Annotated in this window: 16 protein-coding genes; 9 read left to right on the forward strand and 7 right to left on the reverse strand. The window is 36.2% G+C overall.

The window, feature by feature from the left end; all coding sequences use genetic code 11:
* The coding region (locus Q9R24_RS14375) for a hypothetical protein (RefSeq protein WP_311204747.1) at nt 1-401 on the reverse strand (401 nt) is incomplete at its 3' end.
* Between the two features lie 147 nt (nt 402-548).
* On the opposite strand from Q9R24_RS14375, the gene Q9R24_RS14380 reads away from it, so the two are divergent.
* From Q9R24_RS14380 to Q9R24_RS14390, 3 genes are read left to right on the forward strand one after another with little or no spacing between them, the layout of a single operon-like run.
* Complete coding sequence (locus Q9R24_RS14380; RefSeq protein ID WP_087554476.1) at nt 549-944, forward strand: DUF6088 family protein; 396 nt, start codon at nt 549-551, stop codon at nt 942-944.
* Between the two features lie 5 nt (nt 945-949).
* A complete protein-coding gene (locus Q9R24_RS14385) occupies nt 950-1,852 on the forward strand; it encodes a nucleotidyl transferase AbiEii/AbiGii toxin family protein (protein WP_087554478.1) in 903 nt (300 codons plus the stop codon).
* Between the two features lie 21 nt (nt 1,853-1,873).
* Nucleotides 1,874-2,689, forward strand: a complete 816-nt coding sequence (locus Q9R24_RS14390) for a serine protease (protein WP_087554479.1) — start codon at nt 1,874-1,876, stop codon at nt 2,687-2,689.
* 107 nt (nt 2,690-2,796) lie between these two features.
* Here the strand turns inward: Q9R24_RS14390 and Q9R24_RS14395 are convergent, their stop codons facing one another.
* Complete coding sequence (locus tag Q9R24_RS14395) at nt 2,797-3,060, reverse strand: hypothetical protein (protein WP_087554481.1); 264 nt, start codon at nt 3,058-3,060, stop codon at nt 2,797-2,799.
* A 500-nt stretch (nt 3,061-3,560) separates the two neighbouring features.
* On the opposite strand from Q9R24_RS14395, the gene Q9R24_RS14400 reads away from it, so the two are divergent.
* Nucleotides 3,561-3,884, forward strand: coding sequence for a hypothetical protein (locus Q9R24_RS14400; RefSeq protein WP_087554482.1), 324 nt, complete (start codon nt 3,561-3,563; stop codon nt 3,882-3,884).
* On the opposite strand, the gene Q9R24_RS14405 is transcribed toward Q9R24_RS14400, so the two are convergent.
* Complete coding sequence (locus Q9R24_RS14405) at nt 3,881-4,090, reverse strand: antitoxin HicB (protein WP_171290101.1); 210 nt, start codon at nt 4,088-4,090, stop codon at nt 3,881-3,883. The two genes, Q9R24_RS14400 and Q9R24_RS14405, sit on opposite strands and share 4 nt — an antisense overlap.
* A gap of 100 nt (nt 4,091-4,190) precedes the next feature.
* Nucleotides 4,191-5,315 (reverse strand): hypothetical protein, encoded by a 1,125-nt coding sequence (locus Q9R24_RS14410; RefSeq protein WP_106918755.1) that lies wholly within the window; start codon nt 5,313-5,315, stop codon nt 4,191-4,193.
* A gap of 2,637 nt (nt 5,316-7,952) precedes the next feature.
* On the opposite strand from Q9R24_RS14410, the gene repM reads away from it, so the two are divergent.
* The 4 genes from repM to Q9R24_RS14430 all read left to right on the forward strand — a co-directional run bounded on the left by repM (nt 7,953) and on the right by Q9R24_RS14430 (nt 12,514).
* Nucleotides 7,953-8,882, forward strand: coding sequence for a replication initiation protein RepM (repM, locus tag Q9R24_RS14415; protein ID WP_087554487.1), 930 nt, complete (start codon nt 7,953-7,955; stop codon nt 8,880-8,882).
* A gap of 68 nt (nt 8,883-8,950) precedes the next feature.
* Nucleotides 8,951-9,496, forward strand: coding sequence for a plasmid replication DNA-binding protein (locus tag Q9R24_RS14420; protein ID WP_171290102.1), 546 nt, complete (start codon nt 8,951-8,953; stop codon nt 9,494-9,496).
* 602 nt (nt 9,497-10,098) lie between these two features.
* A complete protein-coding gene (gene msr(E) / locus Q9R24_RS14425; RefSeq protein WP_000052512.1) occupies nt 10,099-11,574 on the forward strand; it encodes an ABC-F type ribosomal protection protein Msr(E) in 1,476 nt (491 codons plus the stop codon).
* 55 nt (nt 11,575-11,629) lie between these two features.
* On the forward strand, nt 11,630-12,514 hold the full coding sequence (locus Q9R24_RS14430; protein WP_000155092.1) for an Mph(E) family macrolide 2'-phosphotransferase: 885 nt from the start codon (nt 11,630-11,632) through the stop codon (nt 12,512-12,514).
* A 189-nt stretch (nt 12,515-12,703) separates the two neighbouring features.
* On the opposite strand, the gene Q9R24_RS14435 is transcribed toward Q9R24_RS14430, so the two are convergent.
* Nucleotides 12,704-13,315, reverse strand: coding sequence for a recombinase family protein (locus tag Q9R24_RS14435; RefSeq protein WP_015060246.1), 612 nt, complete (start codon nt 13,313-13,315; stop codon nt 12,704-12,706).
* Nucleotides 13,316-13,540: 225 nt separating this feature from the next.
* Nucleotides 13,541-14,728 (reverse strand): tetracycline efflux MFS transporter Tet(39), encoded by a 1,188-nt coding sequence (tet(39), locus tag Q9R24_RS14440; RefSeq protein ID WP_004856455.1) that lies wholly within the window; start codon nt 14,726-14,728, stop codon nt 13,541-13,543.
* Between the two features lie 65 nt (nt 14,729-14,793).
* On the opposite strand from tet(39), the gene Q9R24_RS14445 reads away from it, so the two are divergent.
* Nucleotides 14,794-15,435, forward strand: a complete 642-nt coding sequence (locus Q9R24_RS14445) for a TetR/AcrR family transcriptional regulator C-terminal domain-containing protein (RefSeq protein WP_004787586.1) — start codon at nt 14,794-14,796, stop codon at nt 15,433-15,435.
* A 573-nt stretch (nt 15,436-16,008) separates the two neighbouring features.
* On the opposite strand, the gene Q9R24_RS14450 is transcribed toward Q9R24_RS14445, so the two are convergent.
* Nucleotides 16,009-16,474 (reverse strand): DUF6236 family protein (locus tag Q9R24_RS14450; RefSeq protein ID WP_311204748.1); only part of this gene is annotated, 466 nt, incomplete at its 5' end.

A 16,474-nucleotide genomic window follows, 5' to 3' on the forward strand; every position in this document is an offset into this window, starting at 1 on the left:
AAAGTCTGATATAACTCAATTTCTAAGCTTAATTCTTTATCATTAGCTAAATACTCTTCGTTTCTATCAAGATAAGAATTATTTGCTACAGACCAATATGCAGGATTTTCCTTAAGTTTTGAATTTATTGTATTTATCTCTGATAATTTTATAAACTTGATAAATTCTTGATTACCTCTAATGCTTCCTATTAAAGGAGTATTTAATTCACTCGCAGCACCAAATTCCTTTAACTTATCTAGCTCATCATCTGATTGATAAACCAAATTATTTGTTAGATATGCTATCTCATCCCAATAGGTTAAAGCTTTACGCAAGTCACGCCGATCAAGTGAAGAGAAAGAAATTCCACCACCAATTGCGATTTCTTTGGGAGATGTAATCAAAATACCTTTTTTCATATATTTATCAACAAAATAAGATCTCTCACAAATATAGACATTAAATTAGTCACTCACCAACAGTTTTTTTAAATTTAGCTATTAGTATATACTTCTACATATAGTCTCTCTTTTGCCAAATCTTTTCTTTGTAAAGTAGGAATCAATATGAACATTGCTACAAGAATGAAAATTTCCGTGGCTAACAGTAGAAATAACGTCTTTTTATCAAAAGATTTCATGAAAATGGGATCTGAAAGCCAAGTTAGAATGGGTTTGCAAGAACTTATCTGTGAAAAAAGAGTTCTGAGGATCAGTAAAGGTGTATATGTAAGGGCTAAAGAAAGTCGCCTTACAGGTAAGGTTGTTCCTGTAAACGGATTAGAAACCGTAAAAGAGGCCATAAATCGTTTAGGCTATCAAATCAAAGAATCTCAATCTATTAAAAACTACAATTCGAAGATATCAACACAAGTTCCAACTGGTAGAACTATTGCTATTAATAAATGTTCAAAAAGAAAGTTTAGATACGATAATATAGAGATATTCCTCGTATATTATTAATTTAAATGAATTCTTATCCTTTAAAAGATCTAACTGAACTCTCAGAAGAATTACTTGTTGAATATAGCTTTGTAGAAAAAGACTGGTTCATCACTAAAGTCCTGACGTTACTCGCTGATGATCCTAATTTAGTTTTTTCAGGTGGTACTTCACTTTTTAAAGCTCATAGACTAATTGAACGCTTTTCTGAAGATATCGATTTCTTGGTTATTGGCGATTTTAAGCCTGCAAAGCGTAAAGAAATCCGCAATAGAATTATTCAAACTTTAATAGAGAATGGTTTTAATGTAATTGATAAAAAAACTTTTGACAGTGGTCGAAAATATGAATTAACAATCGAATATCAAATTACTCAAGCTACTCCCGACTATATCAGACCCCATATTCTAATAGAAATTTGTTTTAAAGAATCGCAAGATTTTGAACCTGTTTACAGAGATGCTGGATCTCTATTACACATCTATTCTCAGAGAGAATTAGAAATTAAAAGAATTACATGTACTGACCCACGACAGATATTTGCCGATAAAATCAGTGCATTAATTTGGAGAATCCCTGACTGTAATCGAACTATTGCCGACTCAGATAGTCAAAAACTAGATAACACCATCATTAGGCATTTATATGATATATGCAAACTGGCAGAGGCTCTATCAATTGACTCACCAGAATTAATTACTCTAATTGAAAGCAAAATATCTAATGATATGACTAGGGATAGAAGTGGTACTGAAATAACGATATCTGCGCAAGAATACGGTTTAAGAACTATAGCTACTCTAAAAGATTCTACTCTTTGGAAGGACAGTTATCACAGCTATGTAAGTAATTTTTGCCTAAAAGGTAATATTATCGCTTATGAGCAAGCTATATCGATTATCGAAAATATAATAAAAAAATTCAAATGATATTAAAAACTGAGAAATTTTATGTTTAAAAACTTGTATGAAAAAATCCAACGCTGTTGTGGATATGTGACAGTTTTTGAAGGTGATGAAGTTATAAGTGAAGGTACTTGTTTTAGCTTTACGGATACAGGTGAAGTTATTACTGCTGCACATGTAGTGACTGGTAGGATGCCTATAAAAAAAGAAGATTACACTCATCCACAGCAAAGAATTTTGATAAAGTTTCCCGAGTTACCTTTAGTTGAATATGCAGTATCTTTTTGCTCATTTGAAATTAACGTCCCATCTTTTAAAGAAATAATACAGCTAGATATAGCTGTATTACGACCAAAAGAAGAGCAACCTTTCAAATTCCCCTTTCTACCTGCAAGTATTAATTCAGTAAATCTAGGAAAAAGAGTATTTGTTGCAGGCTACTCAGATGAACTTAATATCCCATTTTCGATTGAGAAAATTATTGATCCAGAATCATTTGGTGCAGATAAGTTTATTAAAGCAATTAGAGAGGAAGGATACTTAGCAGATATGACAGGTCCAATAATTAAACATGGTTATATTGGAAATATTCGTCGTATTTTTGCTGATGATAACTCCCAAAATATAAGAATAGAAACTGACGTTTTTTACATAGATAATGGGATGCATAGTGGTGCAAGTGGAGGGCCTATTGTCAATGAAGAAGGGGTTGCTTTAGGAGTATTAACACAACGTGCAATAACGCCAGCACATCAATCAGAGGACTCTATATTAAAAGTCCCATCAGGTTCATCAATAGGAATCTCATTACAAATTCTAAAAACTGTTCATGAAATTATTCAAAGAAATAATGCAACTTAAAATATATAAACTATAAAAAATGCCTATAATTTAGGCATTTTTTTAGCTCTCATTTAACATAAAATCTCTTATACGAAATTTGATTGAATTGTAAGTCCCCGTGAGCTTCAATCCTGGCTTACTTTACGTTTTTTAATTTTAAAAGTTCCACGACTCGCTACTCGTTGAGCAAGTTCAGGATTACGCCCAGATAGTTGTTTAATCACAATTGGGGGACCATTTAGTTCCTTAAGCAGTACAGTATCGTTTTCAACATACATAACTGGTCCACTTTGAGCTGCGGTAACAAAGCTTTCTCGAAGTGTACAAGCTGCCTGAGAAGCAATTTCTCTCTCATCGTCATTTTCATTAATTAGATTTACTGCTGACATTGACGTAATCCTGAGTAAAGCCTACCTAAATCATATTCTAAGTCGGGTAGACAGGAGATAAAACTAAAGACATTTCTGCATGTGAGGCGTTATGCAACACACATAATAACTTCATTTCTACTTCAAGGTAGGTATTATGTGTGATCTTGATTTTTTATTTAATTTCAATAACTTAAAAAATTAACGTTTGAGTTTTATTCTTCCCACACAAATACAATAACATTTAAAATCAAATACTTATATTGTGTGAAAAATTTAAAGTTTAGCATCACACATAATACCTACCTGGATTTGCTTCACTAGGTAGGTATTATGTGTGATCATCTTAATGATGTTATTTAATTTCAGTATCTTACTTAAAACTCAACTCTTTATAATTTCAATAAATTTTCACGAAGCACAGTATCATTCGACACAAAATTCCTATCCCTTTTTAATCCTGAATATTTAAAATTTGTAGAGAGTCCATCATTCAAAAAATTAGATGCCTTGAGAGCCAAATGAATCATACAATTTTTCAGAAATTAGAAAAAATGAATGGGCACTGCAAGACTTGTGCTAAAGCTTATGCACTTTTGACTCTGTTGAGTCTGGTGACTTTTTTCATCTATTTTTTTAATCATTTCACGTTAGAAACTCTCTTTACAGACCCAAATGCCCTATTACCGGCGATCAAAATAGAGGCTTTTGCGCTTGGGATTATGCATATTGTTTATTCTTTCTTTTTTAAATATATCGATAAAAAACTGCAAATATATGGCTTAGATTCAAACAATCTGAATGAATACATCCAGCGGAATCAGGCATTTTTCCAAAAGTATTAAGGTATGATTTCTCCAGTAGAGTTCATATCTTGTAATGTGTCAAAGACAAGTCTTTCAATGCCTGAGCGTGCTTTATCGCTGTCCGGATCTAGCCAGGACAGCGAAGGAAATTCGGCACAAAGGCCAACAAATTCTCCGTCTTGGGCAGACCACGTCACACTATATGAATAGCGTGCTTCAATCTTAAAATTGAACAAAGCCTTCATATATTTTGCTGCATCTTTGGTCTCAGCTCTCAAATCGTCAATTTCTTGGCGGCTGAGATCATAATCATCAGGATATTTCAGCATAGTTCACCTTTAATCTTTAATCTTTAAGTTTTTGCTTATTCTGTTTGTTCAAATACATCGTATCTGCATTACGACAAGCCATTTCAAACTCTTTAATGCTCATTGCCTTTTTCTTGGTAAATCGGACATAGTGCAGATGGTTCGTGAAATACTTCTTATTCAGCTTCTTATGATCAGGCTGTATCTGATTCAATAATTTTCGAACCCTTGCCTGTATTGAACCAATTTGAAATCGAGTCCCATGAAAATTCCCATGTGCCATCAATCGTGCGCTGGCTTCTGCAAATTTCTCTATACTTTCTGGCGTAGTTTGGATCTTGTTTAATCTCTTTTCAAACTCGCGTTTAGATCCATCTAAGAAGTCTTGGGATAAATACCAAGTAAACCGGACTCTTTTAGTGGAATAACGCTGAAAGAATTCTAAATGCTTTTTTCGAACCAAACGTAAGACCCGGGTAAGCTCTTTTAGCCTATCGTTGTAACTCTCATCATTTTCAAATTTAATCCCAAACCCCAATAGAAACTGAGTCACAGATTCTTGGTTCCAACGATTGTGCTCATTGTCTAAAAAAACAAAAGCAAACTTTCGATATAAACTCTTAAATCGTCGTTCTTCTGAGGCATCAAAGGGCTTAAAGATTCGATAGATAAACTTTTTGTTGCTATCAATCGCCTTCACACGTTTTGTATGCGTATTAAAAACGACCCCATAATTCTCAGGGAAATAATATATCTTCGCAAATTCAGTTTTCAGATCCGAAAATTCAATATATTGACCTAATACATAGGGACCAAAACGCAGCAGTTTTTCTTTTTTAGTCGTCAAAATACTATTCAGCTTTTGCTTGCGCGCCATGCTCGAATTCTTAGCGAGTATTTCTTTTAGCGTCAGCTTGCTTCTTCGTGCTTCACGATAACCAGTGGTAAATAACCAGAACTGGAACACCTCACTTTTTGCCGGATCATAATTGATCACAAGACTCCACACAGGCTCCCCGTAGTCTGATTTTTTCTTACGCGCTTGCTCACCGATATCCAGACCATATTCCAGGATCAGCTTCGGAATCAGGTTTTGAAACTTCGAAAAAGGCACAACATCAGAAAACCAGAACTTTGCTTTTCCATTGGAAACGCATTGCATGATACTGAGCAGGCAGTCAGTTTTTGTTGTTGTGTAGTAGATCATAAATCAACCAAAACCTGAGTTTTTTGCGGAAAGCATAAAAGTCTATCTTTTATTTTAAAGAATCACAAAACCATTTTTCACTAAAAATGGTTTTTTTTTAAGCGAAGATGGGTTTTCTGTAAATAAGAGTTCCTGTGGACCCGAGCAAACAGTTGTTTTTAGGTTTTTTGTGGCTTATTCTGTACCTGCCAAATATGAATTTTTTGGGATCGATGTGATTCGTATCTGTCCCGAATTTTTCTAGACCCTTGTCATTGCGGTTTTATGTGTATACGTCAGCCAACGTATACTAAAACTCGCAAAGCTGCGTGCGTGAGAAATCTAGCTGGCGCGGCTATGACGGGCACTAGGTGGTGAAATTCCGCTTATTGACCCAATCCTGACTGCATATAAACGCAGGTCTGCTTTTAAGCTCACCAGTCGTAAATATGTAATCTATGTAATAGTTGGGCGACATAGAAACGGGAATCTAGGCGACTAGATCAAACCCTGTCTAATGGAGAGTGTGAGTAACTTCAAGGATTGATAGTTGCGTTAACAACACCTATTTCATGCTTCAATTTTTACGAAGGGCATGATGTATGGCGCACAGGTGGGCTGCTGAGAATATCGCGAGGTATTAGGGAGTTGAGGAGAAATCTGGAAACTTCGGTACTCAAGGATTAACTTGAATGACTTGTCGAGATGACATTTCAGGTTAGTTGGTGAGATCGCTGGATAGCTCAAGCCTGTAACGGTGACACGTAGAACGTTATGTCACTCAGAAATTAAGACTGCATTGATTAAGTTCATTGCGGTCTTTTTTATTTTTTAGTGATTTAAACATAGCGAAGATGTTGCTTTGCGTAGGTCAAGTGCTTTACCCACAATGAAGTCGAATAACGGTGAATAATACGGGTTTTTGGAACTCTTACCGTAGAACAACGGAATCGCTGTTATTTTGTGGAGTGGATAAGCGTACTGATCGTTTATTAATACTGGTTTACTTTTATTAATGAACAAAGACCATTATGACTAATATGGGAATCTCTCAAGTCGATCATTATACAAGGTGGCTCCTTGATATAGACTTTTGAAGCGAAAACCTGCCTTGAGTGGGGAATAAGTTTTGATTAATGAGAGAGGGAGAATTGTTGAGTAGATTCTGTATCGAACCTTGATACAGATCCAGTCACTTCGAGCGAATAAAAACGTAAGCGGTGATGAAGCGAAAGACAATGCGGGAAATATTTAAAACCACTGACAAGGGTTTTTAAAGTGAGGTGTGGCAGCCTCGGTATCTATGAAATGATACGAACTTTTTTGGCGTGGAAGAAAATCAAAATGATTATTTCAATTATTAACGTGGCTGTTAGTAGTTGTGATATTTGATGATTATTCAGTAAGAAGCATGAACGGTGGCTCCGTTGTTGGTTCACGCCAACCAAATATCTTAGTTATTAATCCAAACTTTAAAGTTGAATTAATCGCTACTAGCTATTTTTTTTAGCGGTGACGTTATGAAGCAGTAAAATTGTTTTACTAGCGGAATAGTGTTTTAGCGGTGATGTATTCTTTCCTGAATTTTCATCTAGCGGTCCAAATGTGACTTAGCGGTGACGATTGAATTTGATGGTTGAATATTAGCGGACCTGTACTTAGCGGTGATGGAAAACATCTTGCTTCGTAACTAGCGGAAAAGTGGTATTAGAAAGTCGTAGTTGTGGAACTAAAACACAACCGAAGTTTGTCTTAAACTTAGTGGTGATGACAGTCGGGCATAAGCTGTCTGAACGGTTTGAGATTCGCTTCCTTTGCTATGCAAAGAGGATGTCACAAGTTGATAACTGTGAAAACGTACCAATACGTTCTATTGGCGTTAGGCGGTTACGTGAAACTCCAACATAAGCCCTGTTCTGCATCAGTAGACAGGGCTTTCCTATTTTGCGCTAATTTGCGTTTTAAGACACTTTTTATAAAAAAAGCTACCCAATATCATAAAAAGCTGCAATCAAGCTAAAAACGCCAATATAAGCCTTTAATCGGTATCTATAGAGCGAGTGTCTACGAGCGAACGCTCAAAAGTTGCGCCTAGACTCTCTGAAAAACCGTTTTTTACAGTTTTAGATCCTGGGAAAAACTTAGATTACATATAAAAAATTGAATCTAGACCGAGCGAAGCGACTAAAAAAGAATTATGAGCGAAGCGAATTCCGAGTTGCTTTTGCTTTTTCTAAAAGTCACGGAAACATTGACCAAAAAATTGCCCCCCGAATCGAGCGAAAGCGAGATTCAATAGAGTTTGAGCGTAGCGAAAACCAAGGGCAATTTTTCATGCACTGGGCTTTTAATTATTTTTAAAGTTTTTAAATGTTTTTAACTTAGTTTTAATTATTAAATTTCAATAACTAACCTTTGCATTCCCCCACGTTTAGTTACCCATTCCCCCACGTTTAGTTACCCATTCCCCCACGTTTAGTTACCCATTCCCCCACGTTTAGTTACCCATTCCCCCACGTTTAGTTACCCTCCTAATTACACCCTTAACTACACAGTTGCAGTTATACCCACATTGTTATAATCTGTGGGTATAAAAATATTTCAATTGAGTCTATGTCAAAAGAATTAGTTGTAAAAACCAATCGGTTAAACCAAGCTTTTCAAACCCTATCTTTATCAGAGTTTCATATTGTTCAATTAGCCATTGTTGATGCTAGACATACGGGTACTGGACTAAGTACAGATACTCCTTTACGAATAGATGCTTTGAGATATGCTGAAGTTTTTGGGACAACAAGGCAAAATGCTTATCAGAGAATGAAAGAAGCAGAGGATTCTTTATTTAACAGAAGATTTAGCTTCTTTGATGAAGATGGGAAATTAGTCAAAAGTAGATGGATTCAGCAAGTAAAATATCTAGATGATGAAGGGGCTATTGAACTTGTTTTCACTTTAGCTGTTGTACAAGGCATAAGTAAAATTGATGGTATTAAAGAATTTTTTACTCAATATTTACTAAGCCAAACAGCCCAGCTTAACAGTACATATTCAGCAAGATTATACGAGTTATTAATTCAATGGAAAGCTATTGGAAAAACGCCAGTATTTGAATTAGCAACTTTTAGAGAACAACTTGGAATTGGTGTTAATGAATACAAGCGTATGGATCACTTTAAAACTAGAGTTCTTGACTTAGCCATTTCTGAAATTAGCGAAAAAACAGATATAGAGGCAACCTACCAACAGCATAAAAAAGGCCGTTCAATATCTGGTTTTTCTTTTTCTTTTAAACAAAAAAAATCTAAAACTAAATCATTAGAAAATCAGACAATATCTGGGAATCTAGATCTTTTTTCAAAAAAAATGACTGACTCTCAACGCCACTTATTTTCCAATAAGCTATCTGAACTTCCTGAAATGAGTAAATACTCTCAAGGAACTGAAAGCTATCCTCAATTCGCAGTAAGAATTGCTGAAATGCTTAAAGATTCTGAGAAGTTAAAAGAGTTTGCTCCCATGCTTGAAAAGGTTGGCTATCGTTAAATCATTGATGTAACGTTACATCACTGAATATTGTCTACTGACATACAGACTTTTACTTGGGTTACATGATGAAAGCACTATCTGTTATTGAATTAGCTCAACTCTATGGAATGAATCGTCAAAGTATCTATAAACGTATAAATAAAGGGGATTTATCAAAAAATAGTGATGGGAAAATAGATTTATCTGAAGCCATACGAGTATTTGGCGAACCATCTAATAAAAATAATAATGTAACTACGTTACAGTCTACTACGGTACAAAAAGATACAGAAGTAGACATGCTAAAACAGCAAGTAGACATACTTAAAAAACAGCTAGAACTTGCACATGAGCGAGAAGTTTTTCAAAGAGAACAACTAGAAGCAAAAGATAATCAAATAGAAGCAATACAACGACTGCTAGAAGCCCCAAAAACCAATATGACTACGTTTACCGATCAGAAATCTAGCCAAGATATAGCAACGGATCCTCGGTCAGAACCTGAGCCGAAACATGACGGATTGACTACTCCGGAAAAAACGGAAAATAAGCGGATTCCAGTACCGGAGCGCATTGAACAGGAACCGGAGAAAAGGGGCTTTTGGAGCCGTTTTTTTAGACCCTATGATTAACCACGATTGTTTAACTAATATGAACAAAGTCGTGAAACATTGATCAAAGAATAGGCGTGGAACGTGAAAAGTCACAAAAAAAGCCCGAACAGGGATGTTCGGGCTATAAACTAGAAACTACAGCATTGATTTCTATAAATAATTATAACGCATTTCGTATAACGTGTATTATGTTAATTTTAGAAAATCTTCACTACTATTATTTTAAAATAAGCCTTATATCCAAGCATAAAACAAGGTTGTCTAGACTTCTTTTAACAGTAAAGTTATCATAAAACTGAATTTTATTTTTTAGGTAAGTTTATGCATTCTATCCGCATTCGTTAAGACACAACTATTTGCATAGTGACACTATTTTATAATGGTGGGCTTTTGTTGTGTCTTTAAGAATATATGCGGATATATAAAGTAAAAGTATGCTTAATTTATAAGTATGCTTTTAGTGCATAGTTTCCAGTTATAACTTAATTGACTAGCTATTTGTCCACCCTGTGGATGAATAGCTTTTTTTTTGGGAGGACACTGTGATGCTAGCTTTTGTTTTCACCTAAATCCTGTTTGCTGCATAAAAAATTTCAAGAGCTAAACAGGAGTAAATAAAAATGAGTTTAATTATTAAAGCGAGAAACATACGCTTGGATTATGCTGGGCGTGATGTTTTGGATATTGATGAATTGGAAATTCACTCTTATGACCGTATTGGTCTTGTGGGTGATAACGGAGCAGGAAAGAGTAGTTTACTCAAAGTACTTAATGGCGAAATTGTTTTAGCCGAAGCGACATTACAGCGTTTTGGTGATTTTGCACATATCAGCCAACTGGGCGGAATCGAAATAGAAACGGTCGAAGACCGGGCAATGTTATCTCGCCTTGGTGTTTCCAATGTACAAAACGACACAATGAGTGGCGGAGAGGAAACTCGTGCAAAAATTGCTGCCGCATTTTCCCAACAAGTACATGGCATTCTAGCGGATGAACCAACCAGCCACCTTGATCTCAATGGAATAGATCTACTTATTGGTCAACTTAAAGCATTTGATGGAGCATTACTTGTTATCAGTCATGACCGATATTTTCTTGATATGGTTGTAGACAAGATATGGGAGTTAAAAGACGGTAAAATTACGGAATATTGGGGTGGTTACTCGGATTACTTGCGTCAAAAAGAAGAAGAGCGACAACACCAAGCCGTAGAATATGAGCTGATGATGAAGGAACGGGAGCGATTAGAATCTGCTGTGCAAGAAAAACGCCAGCAAGCTAATCGATTAGACAATAAGAAAAAAGGAGAAAAATCCAAAAACTCTACCGAAAGTGCTGGACGACTTGGGCATGCAAAAATGACTGGCACCAAGCAAAGAAAACTGTATCAGGCAGCTAAGAGTATGGAAAAGCGTTTGGCTGCATTAGAAGATATTCAAGCACCAGAGCATTTGCGTTCTATTCGTTTTCGTCAAAGTTCAGCCCTAGAACTGCACAATAAGTTCCCGATTACGGCAGATGGTCTGAGCTTAAAATTTGGTAGCCGTACTATCTTTGATGACGCTAACTTTATAATACCGCTTGGCGCTAAAGTCGCTATAACTGGATCGAATGGAACAGGGAAAACGTCCTTGTTAAAAATGATATCAGAACGTGCTGATGGATTAACCATATCTCCAAAAGCTGAAATTGGCTACTTTACACAAACAGGATATAAATTTAACACGCATAAATCTGTGCTCTCCTTTATGCAGGAAGAGTGCGAGTACACAGTTGCGGAAATTCGTGCAGTATTGGCTTCAATGGGGATCGGAGCGAATGATATTCAAAAAAACTTATCCGACTTATCGGGAGGTGAAATCATCAAACTGCTTTTATCCAAAATGCTTTTAGGAAAATATAATATTTTGCTTATGGATGAACCAGGAAACTATCTTGACCTAAAAAGTATTGCCGCATTAGAAACAATGATGAAGTCCTATGCAGGAACTATTATCTTCGTATCTCATGACAAGCAATTGGTCGATAATATTGCTGACATTATCTACGAGATCAAAGACCACAAAATCATCAAGACTTTTGAGAGAGATTGTTAATGATAGCCAATCTAATCCGAACATTAATTATTGAACTCTTTAAAGGAAATTAAAAATGACAATTCAAGATATTCAATCACTTGCTGAAGCACACGGCTTGTTGCTTACGGACAAAATGAATTTCAATGAAATGGGCATTGATTTTAAGGTCGTTTTTGCTCTTGATACAAAGGGGCAACAATGGTTGCTGCGTATTCCTCGTCGTGATGGCATGAGGGAACAAATCAAGAAAGAAAAACGCATTTTAGAATTGGTAAAAAAACATCTTTCTGTAGAGGTTCCTGATTGGAGAATTTCATCTACAGAATTAGTGGCTTATCCCATACTTAAAGATAATCCTGTTTTAAATTTGGATGCTGAAACCTATGAAATAATTTGGAATATGGACAAAGATAGCCCGAAATACATAACATCTTTGGCAAAAACCTTATTTGAAATCCATAGTATTCCTGAAAAAGAAGTTCGGGAAAATGATTTGAAAATTATGAAACCTTCAGATTTAAGACCTGAAATAGCAAACAATTTGCAGTTAGTAAAATCTGAAATTGGTATAAGTGAGCAATTGGAAACCCGCTACAGAAAATGGTTGGATAATGATGTTCTATGGGCAGATTTCACCCAATTTATACATGGCGATTTATATGCTGGGCATGTACTAGCTTCAAAGGATGGAGCTGTTTCAGGCGTTATTGATTGGTCAACAGCCCATATAGATGACCCAGCGATTGATTTTGCTGGGCATGTAACTTTGTTTGGAGAAGAAAGCCTCAAAACTCTAATCATCGAGTATGAAAAACTAGGGGGTAAAGTTTGGAATAAACTATATGAACAGACTTTAGAAAGAGCAGCGGCCTCTCCTTTGATGTATGGTTTATTTGCCTTAGAAACTCAAAATGAAAGCCTTATCGTTGGAGCAAAAGCTCAGTTGGGAGTTATATAATTTAAAAATATGATTGCTGAGAACTGCCTTGTTTTGAAACTTGGTTGGCTTTAATTAGTTTTTAGTATTCTTTATAGAAAATGCCTCGATCAAGGGGCATTTCTAACAATCATTTAACATAAAATTTCTTATGTGAAGTAACCTGAATGCAGCGGTGCCCCATTGGGGGCGCGTTGAGATAAGCCTCTTTTAGATAACTTTAGCAACTCGATAGACAGTTGCAACTCCACAATTCACTGCTTTGGCAATTTCTTCCTTAGTCATATTGCCAACTACTAGCAATTCTTTTATTCGTTTATGTTTAGCCTCATTTGCCTTCTTGCCTGTTGGTTTGTAACCCGAACGTGCCAGGCCCTGCTTAATACGTTCTATACGTTTCTCATTGTCTAGGCGGGCCATTGTTGCCAGAAGATCAATCAACATATTGTTGATGAGTTCCAAGATTGAATGAGTAATGCTGTCACTGGTTTGAATCATTTGGTAGGTAGTAGGAAGATCTGCTACGACTAAACGAAGTCCCTTCTCCTGGATCCTGCGCTTCAGCTCTTGAAAATCTCGTTGGGTTAGGCGTGATAAGCGGTCAATACTTTCAACTAACAATGTGTCACCTTGATTTGCTTCTGACAGTAGCTTATTCAATTCAGGTCGGTCTAACTTCGTACCACTATAGTTTTCCACGTACACAATGGTTTCACCCAAATTCAAGTTTTGGTTTAGATCCTGAAGAATCTGCAAAGCCCTTTCTGCATCTTGATCTTTAGTTGAAGCTCGTAGATAAATACGTGTATTCATTTCTATCATTTAATCTTAATTCTATTAGATTAATGATAATACTATCATTTAATTATTGCATTAAGTCTAATGATAGATATTGTATGCGATTTGGCTCGCTATCATTCAGGTATAGTCTTTTGATAAAAAAAGCATGACTAAAAGCCATGCCTTGGGAATTCGTATAACGTGTATTATGTTAATTTTAGATAAACTATAGAATCCATTAGTTTTTAAACCAATAAATTAAATATTTTATGGAACTCCAGAATATTTATTCAGGCGATACTTAAGCAATAAGGGTAGGGTGATTACATAAAGTATTGCAGCTAATGCCCATACCATTCCAGGAGCTGATGCCTGAGTCATAAAATAGAGGCTAGTAACTAATACAGGACCAATTATAGCCCCCAGACTATTAAAACTGCTTAATAGCCCTTGTAATTCACCTTGTCTTTCATCACTAATACCTCTGGACATCATTGCTTGCAAAGCAGGAACGGCTACTCCACCAAGGGCAAACAATGGTAACAACGCAAAAGGCACCCATTCTTCAACAGCAATAGATAAAAGAAGTAAACCAATTGCATCGCAAGCTATTCCACATAACAACGTATTTTTCTCTCCAAACCTCTTTACCATAGGGGCGATAGCAAAAGCCTGTGCAATAGAATGGCATATTCCATAACTAGCAAGGGAAACACCTGCAATAAATATACTCCAGCCATAACGATCCTGCCCATAGATAACCCATAAAGTTGCGGGGACTTGTGAAACCAATGTGATAATTAAAAAGATACCAAGCAATGGAGCCATATTAGGTTGAGTGATCAAATAGGATAATTTCTTTAATATTGATTGCTCCTGAACCTTCTCAGTCATTTTATTGCTGTGTTTTGATTCTTTTAATAAGACTGCTGTCATTATTAAATTAATCCCATTCATAAAAGCAGCAGCAAAGAACGGTGCATGTAAGTTCCATTCACCCAAAACTCCACCTATTACCGGACCCGCTATAAACCCAATACCAAAGACAGCTCCAAGGAGACCAAACCTTTTTGCACGCTCATGGGCTGGAGTAATATCTGAAACATAAGCTGTTGCAACAGCCATGTTGGCACCTGTAATTCCCGCAAAAATACGACCAATATATAGCCACAATAGAGAAGGAGCAGCAGCCATTAGGAGATAATCAGCCGTTGCACCAGCAATTGAAATAATTAATACAGGTCGACGTCCAAATCGGTCACTCAACGCTCCAAGGATAGGTGCAAAAATGAACTGCATCAGAGCATACACAGCTAATAAAGCACCATAGTGAACACCGCCTGCTTCAGCTCCAGCCAATGACCGTAATAATTCAGGCAAGATCGGCATAATTAAACCAATCCCAACAGCATCCAGAAATATAGTGATTAAAATCACGCTCAATGATTTCTTCACAAATGCCTTCTCTAGCAATGATAGAATTAATATTCTCTCACACACTCCCTATCAGTGATAGATTTATGAGTAAAAAAGATATTGCACCTCAACGTCTGACACGTGAAATAGTCCTGCGTACCGCATTGGATATGTTGAATGAAGAAGGCATAGATTCAATAACCACACGCAAGCTAGCTCAACGATTGGGTATTAAATCTCCAACTCTATATTGGCATTTCAAGAATAAATCCTTGTTAATGGAAGCAATGGCGGAAACCATTATAAATGAACACCATTTAGTTTCTTTACCCATCGATGGGATGACATGGCAAGATTGGTTGCTCGCTAATTCTGTAAGCTTTCGTCGAGCACTACTAGCTTACCGTGATGGTGCTCGTCTACATGCAAGAACTAGCCCCAGTCAAGGACATTTCAACACGATTGAGGCCCAAGTTGCGCTGTTATCTCATGCTGGGTTTTCTCCTGTTGAAGCAGTTGCATTACTTATGACATTAGGAAGGTTTATTGTTGGGTGGGTCCTTGAGGAGCAGCAAGAAGAAATAAGATCAGACCCACCATTCGAAGCCGATCCAACTATATATCCACTCATGCTCCAAGGAGTGAATACCTTACAAAATATGAATGCGGATGACATTTTTGAAAATGGGATTCGTATGGTGATTATCGGTGCTGAAAGACAACTTGATATTAAAATGCAAACTTAACTCTATACTGCTTTAAGCAACTGTTCTATTTAGTAATAAAGCTTTTATCCTTAATTATTTAACATAATAGAGCTTATACGAAACGCTATCTATAAAGCCTTTGTTTTTCAGATAGTTAAAAAAAATGACCTACCTAAAAAACTGCAAAAAGCCGACTTAGAAACAAGTCGGCTTTTTTATGATCAGGTTTGATACTTCTTGCCAATAAAATCGATCAATGTTTAATCAAAATGACGCATTGTTGTGCTTTATCAAGCCATCCACGGCCGAAACAATCCCCAATTTCTGCGGACAACTCTTGGGATAAAAAGTGGCCAGACTTGTACGTTTTGGCGCACATTCATTCAGGTGCTTTGCGTCTATGCAATTCTTCATCAATTTCCTATCATGGGGACATAGAGAGCAGGATGCTCCAGATAAGAATAAGAAAAGACAGCAACGGAGAATGCAGGTACGACAGGAGTTATACCAAACGCATCAAATATGTAAAAAAGCCCAACAGGATGTTGGGCTTTTTTATTGTCTAACGAATCTGGTATAACAGCCGTTATGCTAATTTTAGGAAAACTAAACCTAACTATCCTGAAAGTTCTTACGAATACTTCGTATGTAATTAAATTGGGTGTGAGTTTGTGGTTTATTAATATACTTATATCCTATAGCTATACCACAAGCAGCAATACCTGCCAGCATGGGACTAAATGCATGTAATTGAGGTGTAGAATAGACACCATAAGCAGTAAGCCCTGATGTTGTAGCAGTATAAGCAGATATATCTAAAAAGTCCTTTTTAACAATATTTCTTAAATTGTCATAGATAATCTTAATTTTACCTTCTCTCATTACTCTATCTATATCAGATAAAGATCTTTTAACCCTTTCTATTTCTAGGTTTTTCTTCCTATCATAGGAGTTTGAATCGCATATATCGATGACCAAACCTTCAAAGTACTCTCGAAATGCTATTAATTCTGTTCCTCTTTTTTCTTTGAACTCAATAATTTTTTCTAGAGGTGTATCAGCAGATGGAACAGGCAAA

The sequence above is a fragment of the Acinetobacter sp. RRD8 genome, assembly GCF_031844225.1.
Classification (GTDB): Bacteria; Pseudomonadota; Gammaproteobacteria; order Pseudomonadales; family Moraxellaceae; genus Acinetobacter.

What these genes read in the sequence shown, in the direction of transcription:
- Q9R24_RS14380 (WP_087554476.1), top strand. Translation starts at nt 549, where the DNA reads ATGAACATTGCTACAAGAATGAAAATTTCCGTGGCTAACAGTAGAAAT.
- Q9R24_RS14385 (WP_087554478.1), top strand. Translation starts at nt 950, where the DNA reads ATGAATTCTTATCCTTTAAAAGATCTAACTGAACTCTCAGAAGAATTA.
- Q9R24_RS14390 (WP_087554479.1), top strand. Translation starts at nt 1,874, where the DNA reads ATGTTTAAAAACTTGTATGAAAAAATCCAACGCTGTTGTGGATATGTG.
- Q9R24_RS14395 (WP_087554481.1), bottom strand. Translation starts at nt 3,060, where the DNA reads ATGTCAGCAGTAAATCTAATTAATGAAAATGACGATGAGAGAGAAATT.
- Q9R24_RS14400 (WP_087554482.1), top strand. Translation starts at nt 3,561, where the DNA reads ATGAATCATACAATTTTTCAGAAATTAGAAAAAATGAATGGGCACTGC.
- Q9R24_RS14405 (WP_171290101.1), bottom strand. Translation starts at nt 4,090, where the DNA reads ATGAAGGCTTTGTTCAATTTTAAGATTGAAGCACGCTATTCATATAGT.
- Q9R24_RS14410 (WP_106918755.1), bottom strand. Translation starts at nt 5,315, where the DNA reads ATGCAATGCGTTTCCAATGGAAAAGCAAAGTTCTGGTTTTCTGATGTT.
- repM (WP_087554487.1), top strand. Translation starts at nt 7,953, where the DNA reads ATGTCAAAAGAATTAGTTGTAAAAACCAATCGGTTAAACCAAGCTTTT.
- Q9R24_RS14420 (WP_171290102.1), top strand. Translation starts at nt 8,951, where the DNA reads ATGAAAGCACTATCTGTTATTGAATTAGCTCAACTCTATGGAATGAAT.
- Q9R24_RS14430 (WP_000155092.1), top strand. Translation starts at nt 11,630, where the DNA reads ATGACAATTCAAGATATTCAATCACTTGCTGAAGCACACGGCTTGTTG.
- Q9R24_RS14435 (WP_015060246.1), bottom strand. Translation starts at nt 13,315, where the DNA reads ATGATAGAAATGAATACACGTATTTATCTACGAGCTTCAACTAAAGAT.
- Q9R24_RS14445 (WP_004787586.1), top strand. Translation starts at nt 14,794, where the DNA reads ATGAGTAAAAAAGATATTGCACCTCAACGTCTGACACGTGAAATAGTC.